Source organism: Gracilibacillus caseinilyticus, from assembly GCF_022919115.1.
GTDB lineage: Bacteria > Bacillota > Bacilli > Bacillales > Amphibacillaceae > Gracilibacillus > Gracilibacillus caseinilyticus.
In genome coordinates this window covers 1,128,986-1,147,383 of record NZ_CP095072.1, presented here as the reverse complement: position 1 = coordinate 1,147,383, position 18,398 = coordinate 1,128,986, and the positions used below count along the sequence as shown (strand labels likewise).

Below are 18,398 nucleotides of genomic sequence, written 5' to 3'. Positions count from 1 at the left end.
ATACATGCATCGATAAGTCGAGTTAGCTAGGTGTTTCGGGAGAGTATCTATAAAAATATTTTTTGTATGTAACCTCTTACATTATTGATCTGATCATATCGTTATTTTAAAGCGCTGATTTCAGTAAAAAAAAAGGTTGAAAATAGCCAAAACATATCGTATTGTAAATAACAATAGTTAAGGATACAACCCTCGAAAATAGATGATTCTCTAGAGATAGAGAGTTGCTTATCTTTCCAATTTTTCCACAAAATAAACATTCATATATTTAAGGAGGCTGCATGATGAGAACAGACAAATTCGCAAAAGAAGGATTAACATTTGATGATGTATTGCTGTTGCCAGCGGAATCTAATGTATTACCAAGAGATGTTTCCGTGAGTACCAAACTTTCCGACAATATTACACTGAACATTCCTTTTCTTAGTGCTGGAATGGACACGGTAACGGAAGCGAAAATGGCAATTTCCATTGCTAGACAAGGTGGTATTGGTGTCGTTCACAAAAACATGTCCATTGAGGAACAAGCAGAACAAGTTGATCGTGTTAAACGTTCTGAAAGTGGCGTCATTACGAATCCATTCTTCCTGTTGCCAGAACATCAAGTATTTGATGCAGAGCATTTAATGGGCAAATTCCGTATCTCAGGGGTACCTATCGTCAACAATGAAGATGAGCAGAAATTAGTCGGTATTTTAACCAATCGTGATCTGCGTTTTATCGAAGATTATTCCATTAAGATCTCTGATGTGATGACGAGTCAAAACCTTGTGACAGCTCCAGTGGGAACAACGCTTGAAGAAGCTGGAAAAATTCTGCAAGAGCACAAGATTGAGAAATTACCTCTTGTGGATAGCAACAATGTATTAAAGGGACTAATTACGATTAAGGATATCGAAAAAGTAATTGAATTTCCTCATTCCGCAAAGGACAAGCAAGGACGCTTATTAGTCGGCGCTGCAGTAGGTATAACAGCTGATTCGATGGTACGCATTGATAAACTGGTAGAAGCAGGTGTGGACGTATTGGTTGTTGATACTGCGCATGGACATTCTCAAGGTGTATTAGAGCAGGTGAAGCGTGTACGTGATAAATACCCTAACATTGATATTATTGCAGGAAATGTTGCTACTGCTGAAGCGACAAGAGCATTAATTGAAGCTGGTGCCAATATTATCAAAGTTGGAATCGGACCTGGTTCTATTTGTACGACAAGGGTAGTAGCAGGTGTAGGTGTGCCACAGATTACTGCTGTGAATGATTGTGCGACAGAAGCACAAAAATTCAATATTCCAGTCATTGCAGATGGTGGAATTAAATTTTCTGGTGATGTTACCAAGGCGATTGCAGCTGGTGCGCATGCTGTTATGTTAGGAAGCTTGTTCGCAGGTGTATCTGAAAGTCCTGGAGAAACTGAAATTTTCCAAGGCAGAAGATATAAAGTATATCGTGGAATGGGCTCAGTGACATCCATGAAATCTGGCTCAAATGATCGTTATTTCCAAGATTCACAAGATGCGAAAAAGCTCGTGCCTGAAGGAATTGAAGGTCGAGTTGCTTATAAAGGACCATTAGCAGATACCGTTCACCAATTATTAGGCGGATTACGTTCCGGTATGGGGTATTGTGGTGCGAAAGATATTGAAGTGTTGCGTAATGACGCACGCTTTATCCGAATGACCGGTGCAGGATTACGTGAAAGTCATCCTCACGATGTACAAATCACAAAAGAATCACCGAACTATTCGTTAACATAATCATGAGATAGACAGAGAAAAACTTGGACCATCCAAGTTTTTCTTTATAAGCAGGGGAAGTTTACATGCTGTTATGAAGGCGAATTATAGGCAAGATTGAAGAAATATGGATTCTGATAACTAACTTGGTGGTCATTTTGAAATGATTCATGTGCTGGGATACCGCTCCGTCCAACCACTCCGCGTCCTGCGGGGCACGGCTGAAGCTAATGTATGGGTTCTACAACTTATACAAGAGCTAGCATATTGAGCTAAATAGCATTCGAATTCTGCATAACAATATGCCTAGCACCGCTGCTTTTAGCTGTTCCATACGTTGTAGAACTTCCTCTAAGCTCCGGAAATATGCAGAGACTCCTCATGCGTCAGCACGAGCTGAAGATCCACTTAGTCTGTGCCTGTGTCTGCAAGTATGGCTTTGAAGGCACAAGGCAGCAATGAAGTAGTTCAAGTAGTAGCCTGGCTGAAGCCGTGCCCACAGGACGCGGAGCATATTTCCTGAGCTTTGCTAAGCATAAAAAAACTATCAAAATTACCATCTTGTAAACCAGATCCACTAATATAATCCATATTATCGGTAGTTATTTTCTTAACTGTAAGATTGTATGATCGGGGATTTATTTACTAGCAATGACAGGTTTACATGAAGCAATTTTAAAGGATTATTTCGTAATAGGCTTAAAGCGTTATTTTCTATTTGATCTAGTTGTGATAAAATTATTTCGTAAAATAATAGTCGGAGGTAGGAACATTGAAGGACGTAATGAAGAAAGTTAGCATCTTGGTTGTGATGACAGTATTGATGATCACGACTTTCTCTATCAATAATATCAAGGTAAGTGCAGCTACGAGTCTAGACGTGAAAGCTGAATCAGCTATCATCGTCGACGCAAATTCAGGGAGAATTTTATATGAGAAACAGTCTGATTTAAAATTACCTCCAGCTAGTATGACGAAAATGATGACGGAATATCTAGTACTTGAAGCAATTGAATCGGGTACAATTAGCTGGGACACAACGACTCAAATAGGAGATTATGCTTATTGGTTATCTTCCAATAATAGTTTTTCTGGGATTGGTTTGCGTCAGAATAAGCAATATACGGTTCGTGAATTATACGAAGCGATGGCTATTTACTCTGATAACGCGACAACTGTTGCTTTAACAGAGTTAGTAGCAGGATCAGAAGGCGAGTTTGTCAAAATGATGAACGCCAAAGCGGAAGAAATGGGACTACAGGAATATAAGTTTGTGAACTCTACCGGTTTATCCAATACTGACTTAGGAGAGTATCACCCAGAAGGTACGGAAGCGAATGCAGATAACTTACTGTCTGCACGTTCAGCAGCTTTACTTGCCTATCATTTAGTTAATGATCATCCAGAGGCATTAGAATATTCTAGTATGTTAACAACGACGCTCGATGATCGTGAATTAACGAATTGGAACTGGATGTTACCATGGGATGATAATAACTTTACCCAGTTTGGTTTTGAAGGTGTCGATGGACTAAAAACAGGCCATACCGATGCGGCAGGTTATTGCTTTACTGGAACAGCACAACAAGGTGATCGCCGAATTATCACGGTTGTTATGAAGACAAGTAGTGAAAAGGAGCGATTTGTTGAAACGAAAAAACTGATGGAATACGGTTTTTCACAGTTTGAACAAGCAGAACTTTATCCTGCTGACTATCAATTAGAGGATCAGAAAACGCTGCCTGTATCGAAAGGTAAAGAAGATGAAGTAGAAATCAAAACTGCAGAACCGGTTACTACAACAGTTAAAACAGGTGAAGAGGATTTATATCAGATTAAGTATGAAATAGATCCGGATAAATTAACGGAAGACGGTACGCTTGAAGCTCCTATTGAAGCAGGCGAGAAGATAGGACAAGCGGTGATTGAATATACCGGGGAAACAAATAACGGTTATATTGGTGGAGCTGACAATGTTCAACGGGTCGATGTCGTGACATCTGATGCAGTTGAAAAATCTAACTGGTTTATGCTAACGTTGGGAGCTATCGGTGACTTTTTTGCTAATGTATTTACAACAGTAGTTGATTTCTTTAAAGGACTGTTTAATTAAGGTAATTCCTATTACAGAGGTTGGCATTTGATCAATATTTGTTATATAATGTATGAGGAATGAGTCGATCGTATATAGGAAATAGTTCATAAATTAGGAGGAACAATAGAATGTCTAAAATAGGTACAGATAGAGTTAAAAGAGGTATGGCAGAAATGCAAAAAGGCGGCGTTATTATGGACGTTGTCAATGCAGAACAAGCAAAAATTGCTGAAGAAGCTGGTGCTGTAGCGGTAATGGCACTAGAACGAGTACCATCAGATATTCGTGCAGCAGGCGGAGTAGCACGTATGGCAGACCCTACTATCGTAGAAGAGGTCATGAATGCAGTCTCTATTCCAGTCATGGCGAAAGCTCGTATCGGTCACATTGTCGAAGCGAAAGTTTTGGAATCAATGGGCGTTGATTATATTGATGAGAGTGAAGTATTAACTCCTGCAGATGAAGTCTATCACTTAAATAAACGTGAATATACCGTACCTTTTGTATGTGGGTGCCGTAATCTTGGTGAAGCTGCTCGTCGTATCGGTGAAGGAACGTCTATGCTTCGTACGAAAGGTGAACCAGGTACTGGTAACATCGTAGAAGCGGTTCGTCATATCCGTGAAGTCAATGGGCAGGTTCGTAAATTAGTGCATATGTCAGAGGACGAAGTGATGACATATGCGAAAGAACTAGGTGCACCATACGAAGTCCTATTAGATATTAAAGATAAAGGCCGTCTGCCTGTGGTTAACTTTGCAGCAGGTGGTGTTGCAACTCCTGCAGATGCAGCGTTAATGATGCAGTTAGGTGCTGATGGAGTATTTGTTGGTTCAGGTATCTTTAAGTCAGATAACCCTGCTAACTTTGCAAGAGCCATTGTAGAAGCAACAACACATTACGATAATTACGATTTAATTGCCAAAGTATCTAAAGGTATTGGTACGGCAATGAAAGGTCTAGAAATCAGCACGATTGCGCCACAAGAGCGTATGCAAGATCGTGGTTGGTAATTAGTGAGGAGAAGACATCATGGTAAAAATCGGAGTGCTAGGATTGCAAGGCGCGATTCGCGAGCATATTCGTTCTGTTGAAGCATCTGGTGCAGAAGGAATTGTGATTAAATATAAAGAACAGCTGGATGAAATAGATGGGTTGATCTTACCTGGTGGCGAAAGTACGACAATGCGTCGTTTGATTGACAAGTACGATTTTCTTGATGCATTAGTAGACTTCGGTCAGCAAGGAAAACCGATTTTTGGTACATGTGCCGGTCTGATTCTTTTAGCTACTGATATCATTGGACAGGATTACGCACATCTGTCTCTAATGGATATGAAAGTGGAACGTAATGCATTTGGCCGTCAGCGCGAATCATTTGAAGCAGCGATTAATATAAATGGTGTAGCAGAAGACTTTGAAGCAGTGTTTATTCGCGCTCCATACATCGCAGAAGTTGGTCCAGATGTGGATGTATTGGCGATACACAATGATAAGATCGTTGCAGCACAGCAAGGGCATTACCTATGCAGTGCTTTTCATCCGGAATTAACAGATGACCATCGATTGACAGAATACTTTGTCAAAATGGTGGAAAGATAATATAATAATAAGAGATCGTATAGTAATAAAGTGATGACAGGAACTAGTAGCTTATATTTTTATTCAAAGAGAGCCAGTGGCAGGTGTGAACTGGTATAAAAGCTAAGTGAATCCATCCTGGAGCAGTGTATGGAATGAAGAGTACATACACTCGGCATAAAAGCCGTTATCTAAAATGAAGCCGGGAGAAGTCTATTCTCCAATCAGGGTGGTATCGCGGGTTAACTCTCGTCCCTACAGTATTGTCAGGGACGGGAGTTTTTTATATGTTTATTTAAGCTGATAGGAATAAAGGAGGATGCTGAAATGTTAGATAGAAAATTGTTACGTAATCAGTTTGCAGAAGTGAAAGAAAAGTTAGCACACAGAGGAGAAGATTTAACCGATCTTGACAAGTTTGGTGATTTAGATGAAAAGCGTCGTGAGTTAATTGCTGAAACAGAACAGCTTAAGGCAAAAAGAAATGAGGTTTCTAAGCAAATCTCCTTATTGAAAAAAGAGAAAAAGGATGCCGATGATATGATTGTGGAAATGCGTAATGTCGGAGATCGCATTAAGACAATTGATCAGGAATTAAAGCAGGTAGAGGAAGAATTGGATGTCTTAATGTTGTCCATTCCTAATGTTCCACATGAAACGACACCAATTGGAGAGTCTGAAGATGATAATGTGGAAGTTCGTAAATGGGGAGAACTGCCAAATGTTGATTTTGAAGAGAAGGCGCATTGGGATATTGCTACTGAATTAGATATATTAGATTTTGAACGGGCAGCAAAGGTAACAGGCAGTCGTTTTGTCTTTTATAAAGGTTTAGGTGCTCGCTTAGAGCGTGCTTTAATGAATTTCATGATGGACTTACATGCAGATGAGCATGGCTATCAGGAAATGCTGCCACCATATATGGTCAATCGTATGAGTATGACAGGTACAGGACAATTACCGAAATTTGAGGAAGATGCATTTAAAGTCGAGGACTGGGATTATTTCTTAGTACCAACTGCAGAAGTACCGGTAACGAACTATTATCGCGATGACATTTTAAAGGCAGATGAATTACCACAGAAATTCACAGCGTTTAGTGCAAGCTTCCGTTCTGAAGCAGGATCTGCGGGCCGTGATACGAGAGGCTTAATTCGTCAGCATCAATTTAACAAAGTGGAATTAGTGCAATTCGTAAAACCGGAAGATTCCTACGATGTGTTAGAGGAATTAACAGGCCATGCTGAAAAGGTATTACAGCTGTTAAAACTGCCATATCGTGTGATGAGTATGTGTACGGCTGATTTAGGCTTCACAGCTGCGAAAAAGTATGACATTGAGGTTTGGATGCCTAGTAATGACACGTATCGTGAAATTTCTTCTTGTTCTAATTTTGAAGATTTCCAGGCGAGACGTGCAGGTATCAGATTCCGTCGTGAGGAAAAAGCAAAACCAGAATTTGTCCATACGTTAAATGGATCTGGATTAGCAATCGGACGTACTGTTTCCGCGATTATCGAAAATTATCAGCAAGCAGACGGATCTATTAAAATTCCAGAAGTGCTCGTTCCTTACATGGGTGGAAAGACGGAAATTAAATAAGTAAGATCAAAAAATCCGCAACAAGGTTCACCGCATATCCTTGCTGCGGTTTTTTTATATAATGCCTGTCATGTAGGCAAATAACAAAAATTAGTGCTGTATTGGTTCTTATAATATGGATTATGTTAAGTGGAACTTTATCACACTTGGCTATTTTGAAATGTAGTATATGCATAGCAAAGCTCCGGAAATATGCTCCGCGTCCTGTGGGGCACGGCTTCAGCTAACTTAGAAAAGAAAATTCTTTTCTTTCCTAAGTGGATCTTCAGCTCGCGCTGATCCCACGGGAGTCTCCGCATATTTCCTACGCTTAAAGAAGTGCTACAATGTATGGAACAGCTAAAAGCAGTCGTTCTAGGCTTGTGTATATCATCAAATGAATCAGATAGTGCTCCATATCCTACTTGTCGCATTCATTATGGAGCTATACATGAGCGTAGGCCAACCACGTAGACTCCCGCGGGAAGTGGAAAGCGGTAAAACGTACATATAACCCTATTGATTTGCTGTTCACATTGCATAATCTATTATTTATCAGGATTCTTTAAATAATGTAAACAAAAAAACAAAAAATCTATTGACTCTATTTGTGGGATATGCTATATTATTACTTGTCGTCAGCAAAACACGGAGGAGTACCCAAGTCCGGCTGAAGGGAGCGGTCTTGAAAACCGCCAGGGGCTTCACGGCCCGCGGGGGTTCGAATCCCTCCTCCTCCGCCATAATTGTTACAAAATTGGAGATTATATAAATCACAAAATCGTTATCAAGCCGGTAACGATTTTTTTATATGAGTAAAGATAATATAGAGCTACTGCAGTTTTCTTTTATCTTTCCATTCTTTCGTTTATAATGGGAATAAAGATAGTACATATAAAGGATGAAGAAAATGGAACAAACCATTGGATTTCTCGGAGCTGGATCGATGGCAGAGGCAATTATTGCCGGAATGACGGCGAATAAAATCGTTTCCGCCAATCAAATTATTGCCAAGAATCACTCCAATAAAGAAAGATTGAAATTATTAGAAGAAAAATACCATATTCAAACGTCCCAGTCTACGCAAGATACAATTAACCAAAGTGATGTCATTATTCTTGCCATGAAACCAAAGGACATTAAAACAGCAACGGCGGAAATCAAACCATTGCTATCGGAAAATAAAATTGTCGTTTCCTTGTTAGCGGGAATTTCGACTACGTTCATTGAACAACAGTTAGAAACAAAAAATCCGGTCATTCGTGTTATGCCAAATACGTCAGCAACGATAGGACAGTCTGCTACAACGATTGCAGCGGGTACCTATGCATCCAAAGAACAGGTGCAATTAATCGAAGAACTCATCACGTCGATCGGCACAACGGCAGTGATTGATGAGGCAGATATGGATGCATTTACGGCCTTAGCAGGAAGTACCCCTGCATTCTATTATTTTATGGTAGAGGCGATGGAGCAGTTTGTTGATGCGAAAGGGTTAGACAAAGAAATTGCCAAGCTGTTGATGGTACAAACAATTAAAGGTGTGGCCGAAATGTTGGCAACGTCAGATGATTCTCCAAAAGTTTTACGTGAAAAGATTACAAGCCCGGGAGGCACGACAGAAGTCGGATTAAAAACGTTAGCAACGCACGAATTCCAGGAAGCTGTCATCGCTTGTTTGGAGGAAACAACGGCACGATCAAAGGAAATGCGTGAATTATTTGAAAAATAATATTTAATCCCATCAGAGGGATGAACTCATCCCTCTAAATATATCAACATGACCCCGTAGCTCAGTAGGATAGAGCACTTCTCTCCTAAAGAAGGTGTCGGAGGTTCGAATCCTCTCGGGGTCGCTTATTTCATAATTTGAAAAAAGATTGAGAAGCAGATCACAAAGGGAATAATAAACATGATCGCTATCCCTCCTGTTTTATTCCCTTCCTGAAAATTTTCAAGACTGTAAATGATACAGCGATAAACAATAAAGAGGGTAACTAATGTCAAAAGAATTGGCTCCATCTTAATCCCTCACTCTATCTAGATTTGAATCATCCAGCATTTTTCCAAACTCTAATTTATCAAGTTGGTATGTAACGTTAACTTCGGCGTTTGGAAATATTTTTTTATGCCAATCTGCTTTTTCATACTGCTTAATGTTTGTAAACTCATGCCGAATATATAGGGACCAATAAAAAGGGTCAGATTTATACTGTTCTTGTGCTTTTTTTATTATTTCCATCGTTTTTTCCTCCAAACGTTTGGTGATGGCGTTTTCCAATGCATCTTGTTTTTCTTGATCATGTGCATAACGAATTAAACTTGGTATCGCGATCACTTCAATTTGAAATGGAACAAGTACGTCAATTTCAGTTGGTTTATCCTGGTGATAAGTAATATCAACTTTTGCATTTTGTTTTTGTGAATAATTATAAGATAGTTGAAATTCCGGATCAAAAGGATCTGGCATGGTAGTTAAATAATTGTTTAGTTCTAATGTATTATCCAGGATATGCACAATACGAACTTCTTCGCCATCCAATGTATCTATCATCTTCCCCTCTTTAAATACGCCAGCACCCATAAATTGTGTAGGGGATCCCCCCAATTGAGGTATTTGACCCGCGATATATTCATCTTCTAATTTGTTTTTTCCCTGTTCTTGTTTTTTATCCTTTTTTGTGGAGGCGTAAATAGCTAAAAATAAATCCGCATCTCCTTCTGTGATCTGAAAAAAGCGATGTAACGATGCTGCTGGAATAATTCCAGTTTGATCGGCCCTATCCAGCATAAATTGAAAATATTTATGTGGTCTTTGCTCCATCACCGGCTGATTATTGTTAATAAACTCTGAGGCCTTTTCCTTTGAAACAACCAATTGCACACCACGTCTAATTTGTGGTGATCTGGAGGCTGATTGAATTACACGAATAAAGTCAGGATTTCTTGCTAATTCCTCTGAAATTACAATGATCCTCGTATGATCCAGCGTAATCTTTTTAGAAACAAATGAATTAGCTGTGTAAGTTGCACTTAAAATATCTGCGCCGTGTACGGTGACAATTTCTGACGCTGGTTCATTTGATCCTCCTTGGCCTGCTGCAGATCCTACTTCAGGATTAGCAATTTGATAAGTAAACGCATATACTCCTTTATTTTCTGTTTTATCAATTCCCATGGCAATTACGTAGGATTGCTGCTCCAGTTCAATCCGGTCGTAGCATCCAGTTAAAAGGATTAGCAATCCGAATACAATCCATAACTTATTCATCATTGTTTTAAATCCCCTTTGAAAAAAGCAATTGACCATAAAATAAAAGGAAAGATGATAAAAAATGGTGACATGATTGTTAATAATGTTTCTCTTAGTACTAATTCATTAATAACGGAATTAAGGGGAATTAACCCGATCATCACTACTAGGAAACTGAATGGCAACAGCAATGGTTCAAAGTTTCTTATAGCGAATATCTCTCCAAAAATCCAACTGGTTATATAAATAAAGATAATAAATTTCAGAAATGCTGCCAGAAGCCAGAATACCATAAAAAAGGTTTCTATATTAGTGAAAAATTGTCCTAAATTTACAAATTGTGTAATGTCGTGATAGGGAAAAGCAATTTTTTTGATCGAATTGTAATCAAATACACAGACATAAACAAAGAAGAATAACAGAATTTCAAATAGTCCTATAATGCTTGCGATAATGGACCCCTTTCTAAACATGGAAGTGGATTTTGCTGACTGATAAGCAATTAATAAAAAGAATAATTCGGCAAATATGGAAGCTTTTTTTACGCCTTCTGTTAATAAGATGGAAAGCCCTTGCCCAAATATGGGGAAGATCCTCTGTAACACCATATCTCCTGTAATAAGGAGGAAGACTATTAATACGGAAGCTTTTGTAAAAAGAAGTGTTATCCAGCTAGTAAATCCAATTACTTCGAAGCCTTTTTTTGCCCCAAATAAAACGACAATAAAAAAAATATAATAGACCGTGTCTGTTGGTGACTCTTGAAAATATAACTGTTTAATCTGTTCCACATAGTTACGACTGTCAAGCGTAAGCGTTAGAAAAGCAAAAATGAACAATAACAGGCAAATTAACTTACCTGCCCATTTACCAATAATCGTTTCAATCAGTTCTACTAAGTTTTTATCTTTGTATTTCTTTAATAAATAAAGCATCAATAAAAAGCCGGGAAAAATACATACAAATGATATTAATGGTATTAGCCAAAAACCATTTTGTGCTTGTTGAGACATCAATGAGGACGTAGAATCAGAAAATTTGATGCCAACAATAATTAACGTCATGGCTAATATTTCTTTCATGCGTAATAATCCTCGGTTTTGCATGTATTATTTCCTTCCTTCTGTTACTTTGGTTTTTTCTGAATATCTTTAAGATGTAAATAGGTTGGACGAAAAATTTCCTTCCGGACTGTCTTGCGAAAAATGGTATCTTCTGATGACATGAAATGCGGTGACATCGGTGAGAAAAAAGATACCCCAAATGATTTGATAGATGCAGCGTACATTAAAAATAGCAAGAATGCCCCAGTTAGACTAAGCATTCCATATGTTCCAGCTGCTAGGATAAAGATAAACCGCATCAGACGAATCGTAAAGTTCATATTAAGATCTGCTACTGCGAATGATGATAAACCTGAGAGGGCGGCAACAATAACGATAATAGGACTAATGATATTTGCTTCTACTGCTGCCTGTCCCAGAATTAATGCTCCAACAATACCTATTGTAGGTCCCAAGGGATTCGGTATTCTAAGTCCTGCTTCCCGAATCAGTTCAAACGCTATTTCCATCATCAATACTTCAATGATCAAAGGAAATGGTACCCTTTCCCTTGATGCTGTAATAGCTAATAAGAGATCTGGCGGGATCATTTCACTATGAAAATTTGAGATGGCAACATAGCTTGCGGAAATCATTAGAGTTAAATAAAAACAAAATATTCGAATAGAACGAGTGAAATTACCGTAAAAAAAGCGTAAATAACGGTCTTCTGGCGCATGGAAAAAAGACCAGAATGTTACAGGTACGATTAAACAGGCTGAAGAGCTGTCCATTAAGATTACTACATAACCATCTTCTAGATAGGATGTCGCTTTATCTGGCTTTTCTGTATAGAGAATAGTGGGAATTAACGAGTATGGACGTTCCTCTATAAATTGTTCAAGAATTTCGAGATTACGTACATTATCTGTTTTTATATTCTTGATTCGATCTCTGACATTATTTAATATGTCATCATTCACGAGATCTTTTATATAGATAACATTTACTTCATTTACTGAGCGCTCTCCAACCTGTATACCTTCATTGATCAACGAATGATTATGTAATTGTTTTCTGATCAATGAAATATTACTGTTTAATGATTCGGTAAATGCTTCTTGTGGACCTTTAATAGTTACTTCATTTTCTGCTTTTGAAACGGGGCGATGGGCAAAATCAGCTACATCCATGGCATAGGCCTGTGTATCACCTTCAACAAATAGAATGACTTTACCACTGTTAATATTTTGTACTACCTTTTCAAAATCACTCGTTTCTTCAATATTTTCAATCGATACAATATTTTTTATACGATCCCCTTCTGCTGTTAAGAGCGGTTTTATAATATGTAAATTAATTCTTTCTCCATCGACAATTGAACTAAAATAAAAAAGAATACCTTTCTTTCCGTTGGATTTCAAAGTGATAGAGCGCATGGCAAAGTCTTTATTCACACCATATCCGAATAATTCTTTAGTATCTTGCATATTTTGTTTTAATGAAGCAGCAACCTTTTTATCTTTTAAACTGCTTTGTTCAGCTTTATTTTGCTGTTTTTGCAACAATCGCGCCATGAACACACCTCATTTTTGTGATTACTAACTGTTAATATGTGCAATACAAATGATAATATGTAATTGCCAATATAAGGATTGAATAACTTGCTTTCTCATACAAATTCGTTACAATATATTGTAAGGGGTTTCTTTCTTTAGCTAGGAACTTGAAAACGTTCACATTTTTAGAAGAGGTGATAAGATGGATATGACAAAAGTACAGGCAAGGTCAGGTAAGCACAATTTAGCGGACCTTGAAGCGATGCGAGAAGGTTTTGATTGGGAAGAAGTAAAAAAAGATTTTAGCTGGTATAAAACAGGAAAAGTTAATGCCGCTTATGAAGCAATTGATCGTCATGCAGAAAATCCCGATAAAAAAAATCAAGTAGCATTGTTATATTCGGCACCAGAACGTGAAGAAAGCGTTACGTTTGAACAACTAAGTAAACAGAGTAACCAAACTGCTAATATATTTAAAAAGTATGGCATTCAAAAAGGAGATCGTGTCTTCTTATTTATGCCTAGAAGTCCTGAGTTTTATGCTAACTTCTTTGGAATATTAAAGGTCGGGGCGATTGCTGGTCCTCTTTTTGAAGCGTTCATGGAGCAGGCGGTCCGTGATCGACTAGAAGACAGCGAAGCAACAATGCTTATTACAACCCCTGAATTATTAGGAAGGGTCCCTGTTGATGAACTACCACACTTACAACAAATTGTCTTGGTTGGCGCAGAAGAGCTTCCAGAGGATGATTATATTGATTTTGATACAGAAATCAAAGAAGCATCTGACGAATTTGATATCGAATGGGTCGACCGAGAAGATGGTATGCTGATTCATTATACTTCTGGTTCAACAGGTAAGCCTAAAGGGGTATATCATGTGCATAATGCGATGATTCAACATTATGCAACAGGTAAATGGGTGATTGACTTTAAGGAAGATGATGTGTATTGGTGTACAGCCGATCCTGGTTGGGTAACAGGTACAAGTTACGGTATCTTTGCCCCATGGTTGAATGGTGTAACAAATGTTATTAGAGGTGGTCGATTTACACCGGAATCTTGGTATGAAACATTAGATAAGTTTAATGTAACAATTTGGTATACAGCACCAACGGCTTTACGTAAATTTGTCAGCGCGGGTGACGAACTGGTGAAGCAATATGATTTATCTAGCTTGCGTCATGTGCTAAGCGTTGGAGAACCGTTAAATCCTGAGGTCATCACATGGGCTTTACGCGTATTTGATTTGCGTATTCATGATACGTGGTGGATGACGGAAACAGGTGCTATGCTAATTGTTAACTTACCAAGTATGGAGATTCGTCCAGGTTCAATGGGGCGTCCGATTCCTGGCGTAGAGGCAGCAATTGTCGATAATGAGGGGAATGAGCTCCCTCCAAATCAAATGGGGAACCTTGCTATTAAAAAAGGTTGGCCATCGATGATGCGTGCGATCTGGAAAAATCCAGGTAAATATGAGAGCTATTTTATCAATGGCTGGTATGTATCTGGTGACAGTGCTTATATGGATGAAGATGGCTATTTCTGGTTCCAGGGACGTTTGGATGATGTGATCAACACGTCGGGGGAACGAGTTGGACCATTTGAAGTCGAGAGTAAGCTAATTGAACATGAGGCTGTGGCGGAAGCTGGTGTAATTGGGAAACCTGATCCCGAGCGTGGTGAGATTATTAAAGCATTTATTACACTCAATCCAGGCTATGAAGCGTCTGATTCTCTATTAGAGGAGATCCGTCAGTTTGTGAAAACGGGATTAAGCGCACATGCTGCTCCTCGTGAGATCGAAATTAAGGACAGCATCCCGAAAACTCGAAGCGGTAAAATTATGCGCCGTCTCTTAAAATCATGGGAACTTGGACTGCCAACAGGCGATACGTCAACATTAGAAGAATAAATAAAAACAAGGCTAGCACAATAACGTGTTAGCCTTTTTAGCTTAAGATTGAAAAAATAAAAGTGCAGGTTCTTATAATACGGATTATGTCTAGCTAAGTGTTAATTTTGAAATTTTGCTAGAGGTAGGATATCGCTCCGGCCAACCATAATAACTATCAAAATGACCACATTGCAATACAGTTCCACTTTACATAATCCGTATTATAGGTAGTTGTATATAAACTTACGTTAGTTGAGACAGGGGGTATTCCCATTTTTTTTTATTTAATACAGTTTCTGATAACCAATTAATCCTGACTTGTGTTGAATTACTGATGCGTTTTTTGTTAGCATAATTTTCTGTCATGCTACGTATTATGCTTCTAAGTCTCCTTTTGGACCGAAAAATTCAAAGTGAATATCTGCTGCATTGACCTCCCATTTGGTTAATGCTTGATTGACGGCTTTCATAAATGGTTCAGGCCCGCAGAAATAGAAAGATGCTTCTTTTGTTGGTAGTACAGACTGTAACCATGGCAAATCAATATATCCGGTTTTATCATATAAAGTAGTATTCTCCGGTTTTTCATAGACTGTAAAGGCACGTACATTCGAATGATTATTTGTTATGTTTTTCACAATATCCTGTAAACCATGTAATTTCTCATTTTGTGCCGCATGGATAAAATACACATCACGTTCCGGTTGCTGTTCTACTACTGTTTCTAACATACTTACTAATGGCGTTAACCCGACACCGCCACTTACTAACACTAACGGTTTAGACTCCTTATTTAATACAAAATCTCCAGCAGGTGCACTTAGTTCTATCACATCGTTTTCGTTAATATGGTTATGAAGGAAATTAGATACAACACCATCTGGATGGTTTGCCTGACCTGCTTCTTTTTTAACACTTATACGCCATACGTCTTGTTTCGGTTTACAGGATAAACTGTACTGACGTTGACAAGTATAAGGAATGCCAGGTACAGAAACTTTTACTGTGACATATTGTCCTGCTTCATATTCAGGTAATTGTCTATGATCGTCTGGCTTCAGATAAAAGGAAGTAATCACATCGCTTTCTTTCACTTTTTTGACAATACGGAAAGGGCGATAACCGACCCAGCCACCTGGTGCAGCTTCTGTCTTATGATACATTCCTTCTTCGATTTGAATAAATACATCAGCAATGACACCGTACGCTTTTGCCCAGGCTGCTATAATTTCTTCTGTTGCCGCTTCTTTTAGAACAATTTGCATCGCTTTTAATAAGTTTTCTCCAACAATTGGATAATGCTCTGGTTTGATATTTAAGCTTCGGTGTTTGTGTGCCACTTGTTGGACAACAGGCAAGATTGTTTCTAACTGGTCAATGTTGGCTGCGGCTGCGTACACTGCATTTGCTAATGCTTGCGGCTGCTTTCCTCTTTTTTGATTGGTTTGATTAAAAATATTTTTCAATTCCGGATGATTTGTAAATAGTAATTGATAAAACGTCGAAGTAATGGTGGTTCCGTGCTCAGCCAAAACAGGGACAGTCGCTTTTACTGTTTCTATAGTTTTTGGATCTAGTCTTTCAGTTGTGGTAGACATCCAATCACTCCTTAAATTTTAAACATGTATTTTTAATACACCTTTATTGTATAAAAAAAGGAGAAGCCTCTGCAATAGCTTTCTAGAGAAATATATGACTATTTTGTTAAAATGCGAAGCCAATCGTTATTATTTTTGATAGAATAAAAGAAGGAAGGTGAATCGATATGCGATTAAAAAAATATACGGATTACGCATTACGCGTGTTAATTTATACAGCTGCGAGTGATAGCAAGGCAAGTATTAAAGGGATAGCAGAAACTTTTTTTGTTTCTACAGAACATATTCGAAAAGTAGTTCACCAATTAAGTATTAATGGCTATATTGAAACAACCAGAGGACGTAACGGGGGAATCGTACTGGCGCTTGATCCTGCAGATATAAATATTGGTGCAGTTATCCGACTGATGGAAAATGATTTCTATTTATTGGAATGTTTCGATGGCGAGAACAATCGCTGTGTCATCACCCCTGCATGTAAATTGCGCTCTGCTATAGGGAATGCGATGCAGGCTTTTTTTGAAGTGCTGAATCAATATACGTTGGCTGACTTAGTAGAGAATAAAGATGATTTGCAAGAATTAATGGACATGAAATAGAGTATTCATGCACACCCTCTTTCATGGTGTGAACGAATACTCTTTGTTGGAAAGAGGTGTGTTGTTCCGCTTTCCAGCATATAAGGATAAGGTTATCCTCTTTTGCGAATGTTAAATTGGTCTTCCAGTAACAGCCAATTTTGAGGGAAGGAGAGTCCGAGTTTCCAGTAACTAATACCGCGCAAATTCTTCTCTTTAATTAAATCAAATTTGGCCTGAATGGATCGCGCGTCTTCAAACCATACTTCATGTTCCTGCCCTTCTTGATCAACATAGCGAAAATAAGGTGCCTTTGCCTCTTCATCAAATAATATCGATTGATTATTGTCACGCGCAACTCGAATGGCCTGCTGTGGACTGAGTGCTTTGGCATAATCACCACCAGGTTCATACGGAAGTGTCCAGTCATAGCCATATAAATTTTGGCCTAACATGATCTTTTCTGAGGGCATTTCTGTGAGGGCATAATTGACGACATCACGAACTGGACCGATCGGTGAAACAGCCATGGCCGGACCACCACTATATCCCCACTCATATGTCATCAGAACGACAAAATCAACAATTTCGCCATGGGCTTGATAATCGTGTGCTTCATACCAGTTTCCTTCTTGTTCGGCACTTGTTTTTGGAGCAAGAGCTGTCGATACAAGAAAACCTTCATTGTGCAGTCGAGTCGTTGCTTTTTCTAAGAAGGCACGATAATCTTCCCGATTTTCCGGTGGTAAAAATTCAAAATCAAAATGTATATCTCCGAACTCAGACTGTTTGGCTGTTGTGATGATTTGGTCGAGCATATTATTCTGGACGGTTTCATCGGTAAGAATGAGTCGGCCGAGATCCTGACTAAATGCCCCTTCCTCTAAATTTGTAACCACTAGCATTAAAGTGGCATTCTGTTCATTGGCAATAGCGTTGAAATCGTTCAGTGGGGGAGCGCTCAGATTACCTTGCCGATCGACTTGAAAGGAAAAGGGAGCTAAATAGGTTAAGTTGTCAACATGTTTTCTTGCTGCATTCTCTAAAACATCTGATACCGAACCTCCAGTTGGTTCGATGTAGGCATTGGTTTCCATCGTTCTTTTAGCTGATTCGGGAATATAGAGGGTCATACCAACAGAAAGTGGTTGATACATATTAATTTGATTGACGCTTGCTAATTCCGCTGCCGAAATACCGAACCGTTGTCCGATTGTATATAAGCTGTCTCCGGGCTGTACGGTATAGAATTGTCCATATATCGGAATGACTAATGCTTGACCAACCACTAGAGACAGTGACGGGTCTATCTCATTTACATTTGCAATCGATTGATAGGATGTGCCGAATTGATTGGCAATCTGATATAACGAGTCTCCTTGTTTCACGACATATATTTGCACAAAAAAGAACTCCTTTCTTATCATAAAAAAATATTTCTCCATTTACTTTATGATAAGAAATAAGAATTAGA

The 18,398-nt window shown here is 38.6% G+C and carries 14 protein-coding genes, 2 tRNA genes and 1 other annotated feature; of the genes, 10 read left to right on the top strand and 6 right to left on the bottom strand.

What is annotated here, in order from left to right; translation table 11 throughout:
• Positions 1-284 precede the first annotated feature (284 nt).
• From guaB to MUN88_RS05615, 8 genes are all read left to right on the top strand, one after another.
• Positions 285-1,757: an IMP dehydrogenase gene (gene guaB / locus MUN88_RS05650; protein WP_244724338.1), complete on the top strand. Its 1,473-nt coding sequence runs from the start codon at positions 285-287 to the stop codon at positions 1,755-1,757.
• A 751-nt stretch (positions 1,758-2,508) separates the two neighbouring features.
• Positions 2,509-3,849, top strand: coding sequence for a D-alanyl-D-alanine carboxypeptidase family protein (locus MUN88_RS05645; RefSeq protein WP_244721927.1), 1,341 nt, complete (start codon positions 2,509-2,511; stop codon positions 3,847-3,849).
• A 110-nt stretch (positions 3,850-3,959) separates the two neighbouring features.
• On the top strand, positions 3,960-4,844 hold the full coding sequence (pdxS, locus tag MUN88_RS05640) for a pyridoxal 5'-phosphate synthase lyase subunit PdxS (RefSeq protein ID WP_244721925.1): 885 nt from the start codon (positions 3,960-3,962) through the stop codon (positions 4,842-4,844).
• A gap of 19 nt (positions 4,845-4,863) precedes the next feature.
• Entirely contained in the window at positions 4,864-5,433 is a 570-nt protein-coding gene (gene pdxT / locus MUN88_RS05635; protein WP_244721923.1) for a pyridoxal 5'-phosphate synthase glutaminase subunit PdxT, read from the top strand.
• Between the two features lie 24 nt (positions 5,434-5,457).
• Positions 5,458-5,672 (top strand) — a binding site (T-box leader).
• Between the two features lie 67 nt (positions 5,673-5,739).
• On the top strand, positions 5,740-7,014 hold the full coding sequence (serS, locus tag MUN88_RS05630; protein ID WP_244721920.1) for a serine--tRNA ligase: 1,275 nt from the start codon (positions 5,740-5,742) through the stop codon (positions 7,012-7,014).
• A gap of 629 nt (positions 7,015-7,643) precedes the next feature.
• A tRNA-Ser gene (locus MUN88_RS05625) sits at positions 7,644-7,736 on the top strand.
• A gap of 167 nt (positions 7,737-7,903) precedes the next feature.
• Complete coding sequence (proC, locus tag MUN88_RS05620) at positions 7,904-8,725, top strand: pyrroline-5-carboxylate reductase (protein ID WP_244721917.1); 822 nt, start codon at positions 7,904-7,906, stop codon at positions 8,723-8,725.
• 50 nt (positions 8,726-8,775) lie between these two features.
• Positions 8,776-8,849, top strand: a tRNA-Arg gene (locus MUN88_RS05615).
• 1 nt (position 8,850) lies between these two features.
• Here MUN88_RS05615 and MUN88_RS05610 read toward each other — a convergent pair.
• The 4 genes from MUN88_RS05610 to MUN88_RS05595 are packed head-to-tail and all read right to left on the bottom strand — an operon-like array spanning position 8,851 to position 12,866.
• Entirely contained in the window at positions 8,851-9,015 is a 165-nt protein-coding gene (locus MUN88_RS05610; protein WP_244721914.1) for a hypothetical protein, read from the bottom strand.
• Position 9,016: 1 nt separating this feature from the next.
• A complete protein-coding gene (locus MUN88_RS05605; protein WP_244721911.1) occupies positions 9,017-10,267 on the bottom strand; it encodes a Ger(x)C family spore germination protein in 1,251 nt (416 codons plus the stop codon).
• Positions 10,264-11,352 carry a GerAB/ArcD/ProY family transporter gene (locus MUN88_RS05600; protein ID WP_244721908.1) on the bottom strand — a complete coding sequence of 363 codons (1,089 nt, stop codon included), beginning with the start codon at positions 11,350-11,352 and terminating at the stop codon, positions 10,264-10,266. The genes MUN88_RS05605 and MUN88_RS05600 overlap by 4 nt, the downstream gene beginning before the upstream one ends.
• 20 nt (positions 11,353-11,372) lie before the next feature.
• Complete coding sequence (locus tag MUN88_RS05595) at positions 11,373-12,866, bottom strand: spore germination protein (protein ID WP_244721905.1); 1,494 nt, start codon at positions 12,864-12,866, stop codon at positions 11,373-11,375.
• A 184-nt stretch (positions 12,867-13,050) separates the two neighbouring features.
• Here MUN88_RS05595 and acsA point away from each other — a divergent pair, with 184 nt between their 5' ends.
• Positions 13,051-14,766: an acetate--CoA ligase gene (acsA, locus tag MUN88_RS05590; RefSeq protein WP_244721902.1), complete on the top strand. Its 1,716-nt coding sequence runs from the start codon at positions 13,051-13,053 to the stop codon at positions 14,764-14,766.
• 356 nt (positions 14,767-15,122) lie between these two features.
• Here acsA and hmpA read toward each other — a convergent pair whose 3' ends face one another.
• A complete protein-coding gene (gene hmpA, locus MUN88_RS05585) occupies positions 15,123-16,346 on the bottom strand; it encodes an NO-inducible flavohemoprotein (RefSeq protein ID WP_244721900.1) in 1,224 nt (407 codons plus the stop codon).
• 167 nt (positions 16,347-16,513) lie between these two features.
• On the opposite strand from hmpA, the gene MUN88_RS05580 reads away from it, so the two are divergent.
• A complete protein-coding gene (locus MUN88_RS05580) occupies positions 16,514-16,945 on the top strand; it encodes an RrF2 family transcriptional regulator (RefSeq protein WP_244721897.1) in 432 nt (143 codons plus the stop codon).
• Positions 16,946-17,037: 92 nt separating this feature from the next.
• Here the strand turns inward: MUN88_RS05580 and MUN88_RS05575 are convergent, their stop codons facing one another.
• Positions 17,038-18,327 carry a glycoside hydrolase family 18 protein gene (locus tag MUN88_RS05575; protein ID WP_244721894.1) on the bottom strand — a complete coding sequence of 430 codons (1,290 nt, stop codon included), beginning with the start codon at positions 18,325-18,327 and terminating at the stop codon, positions 17,038-17,040.
• Positions 18,328-18,398 lie beyond the last annotated feature (71 nt).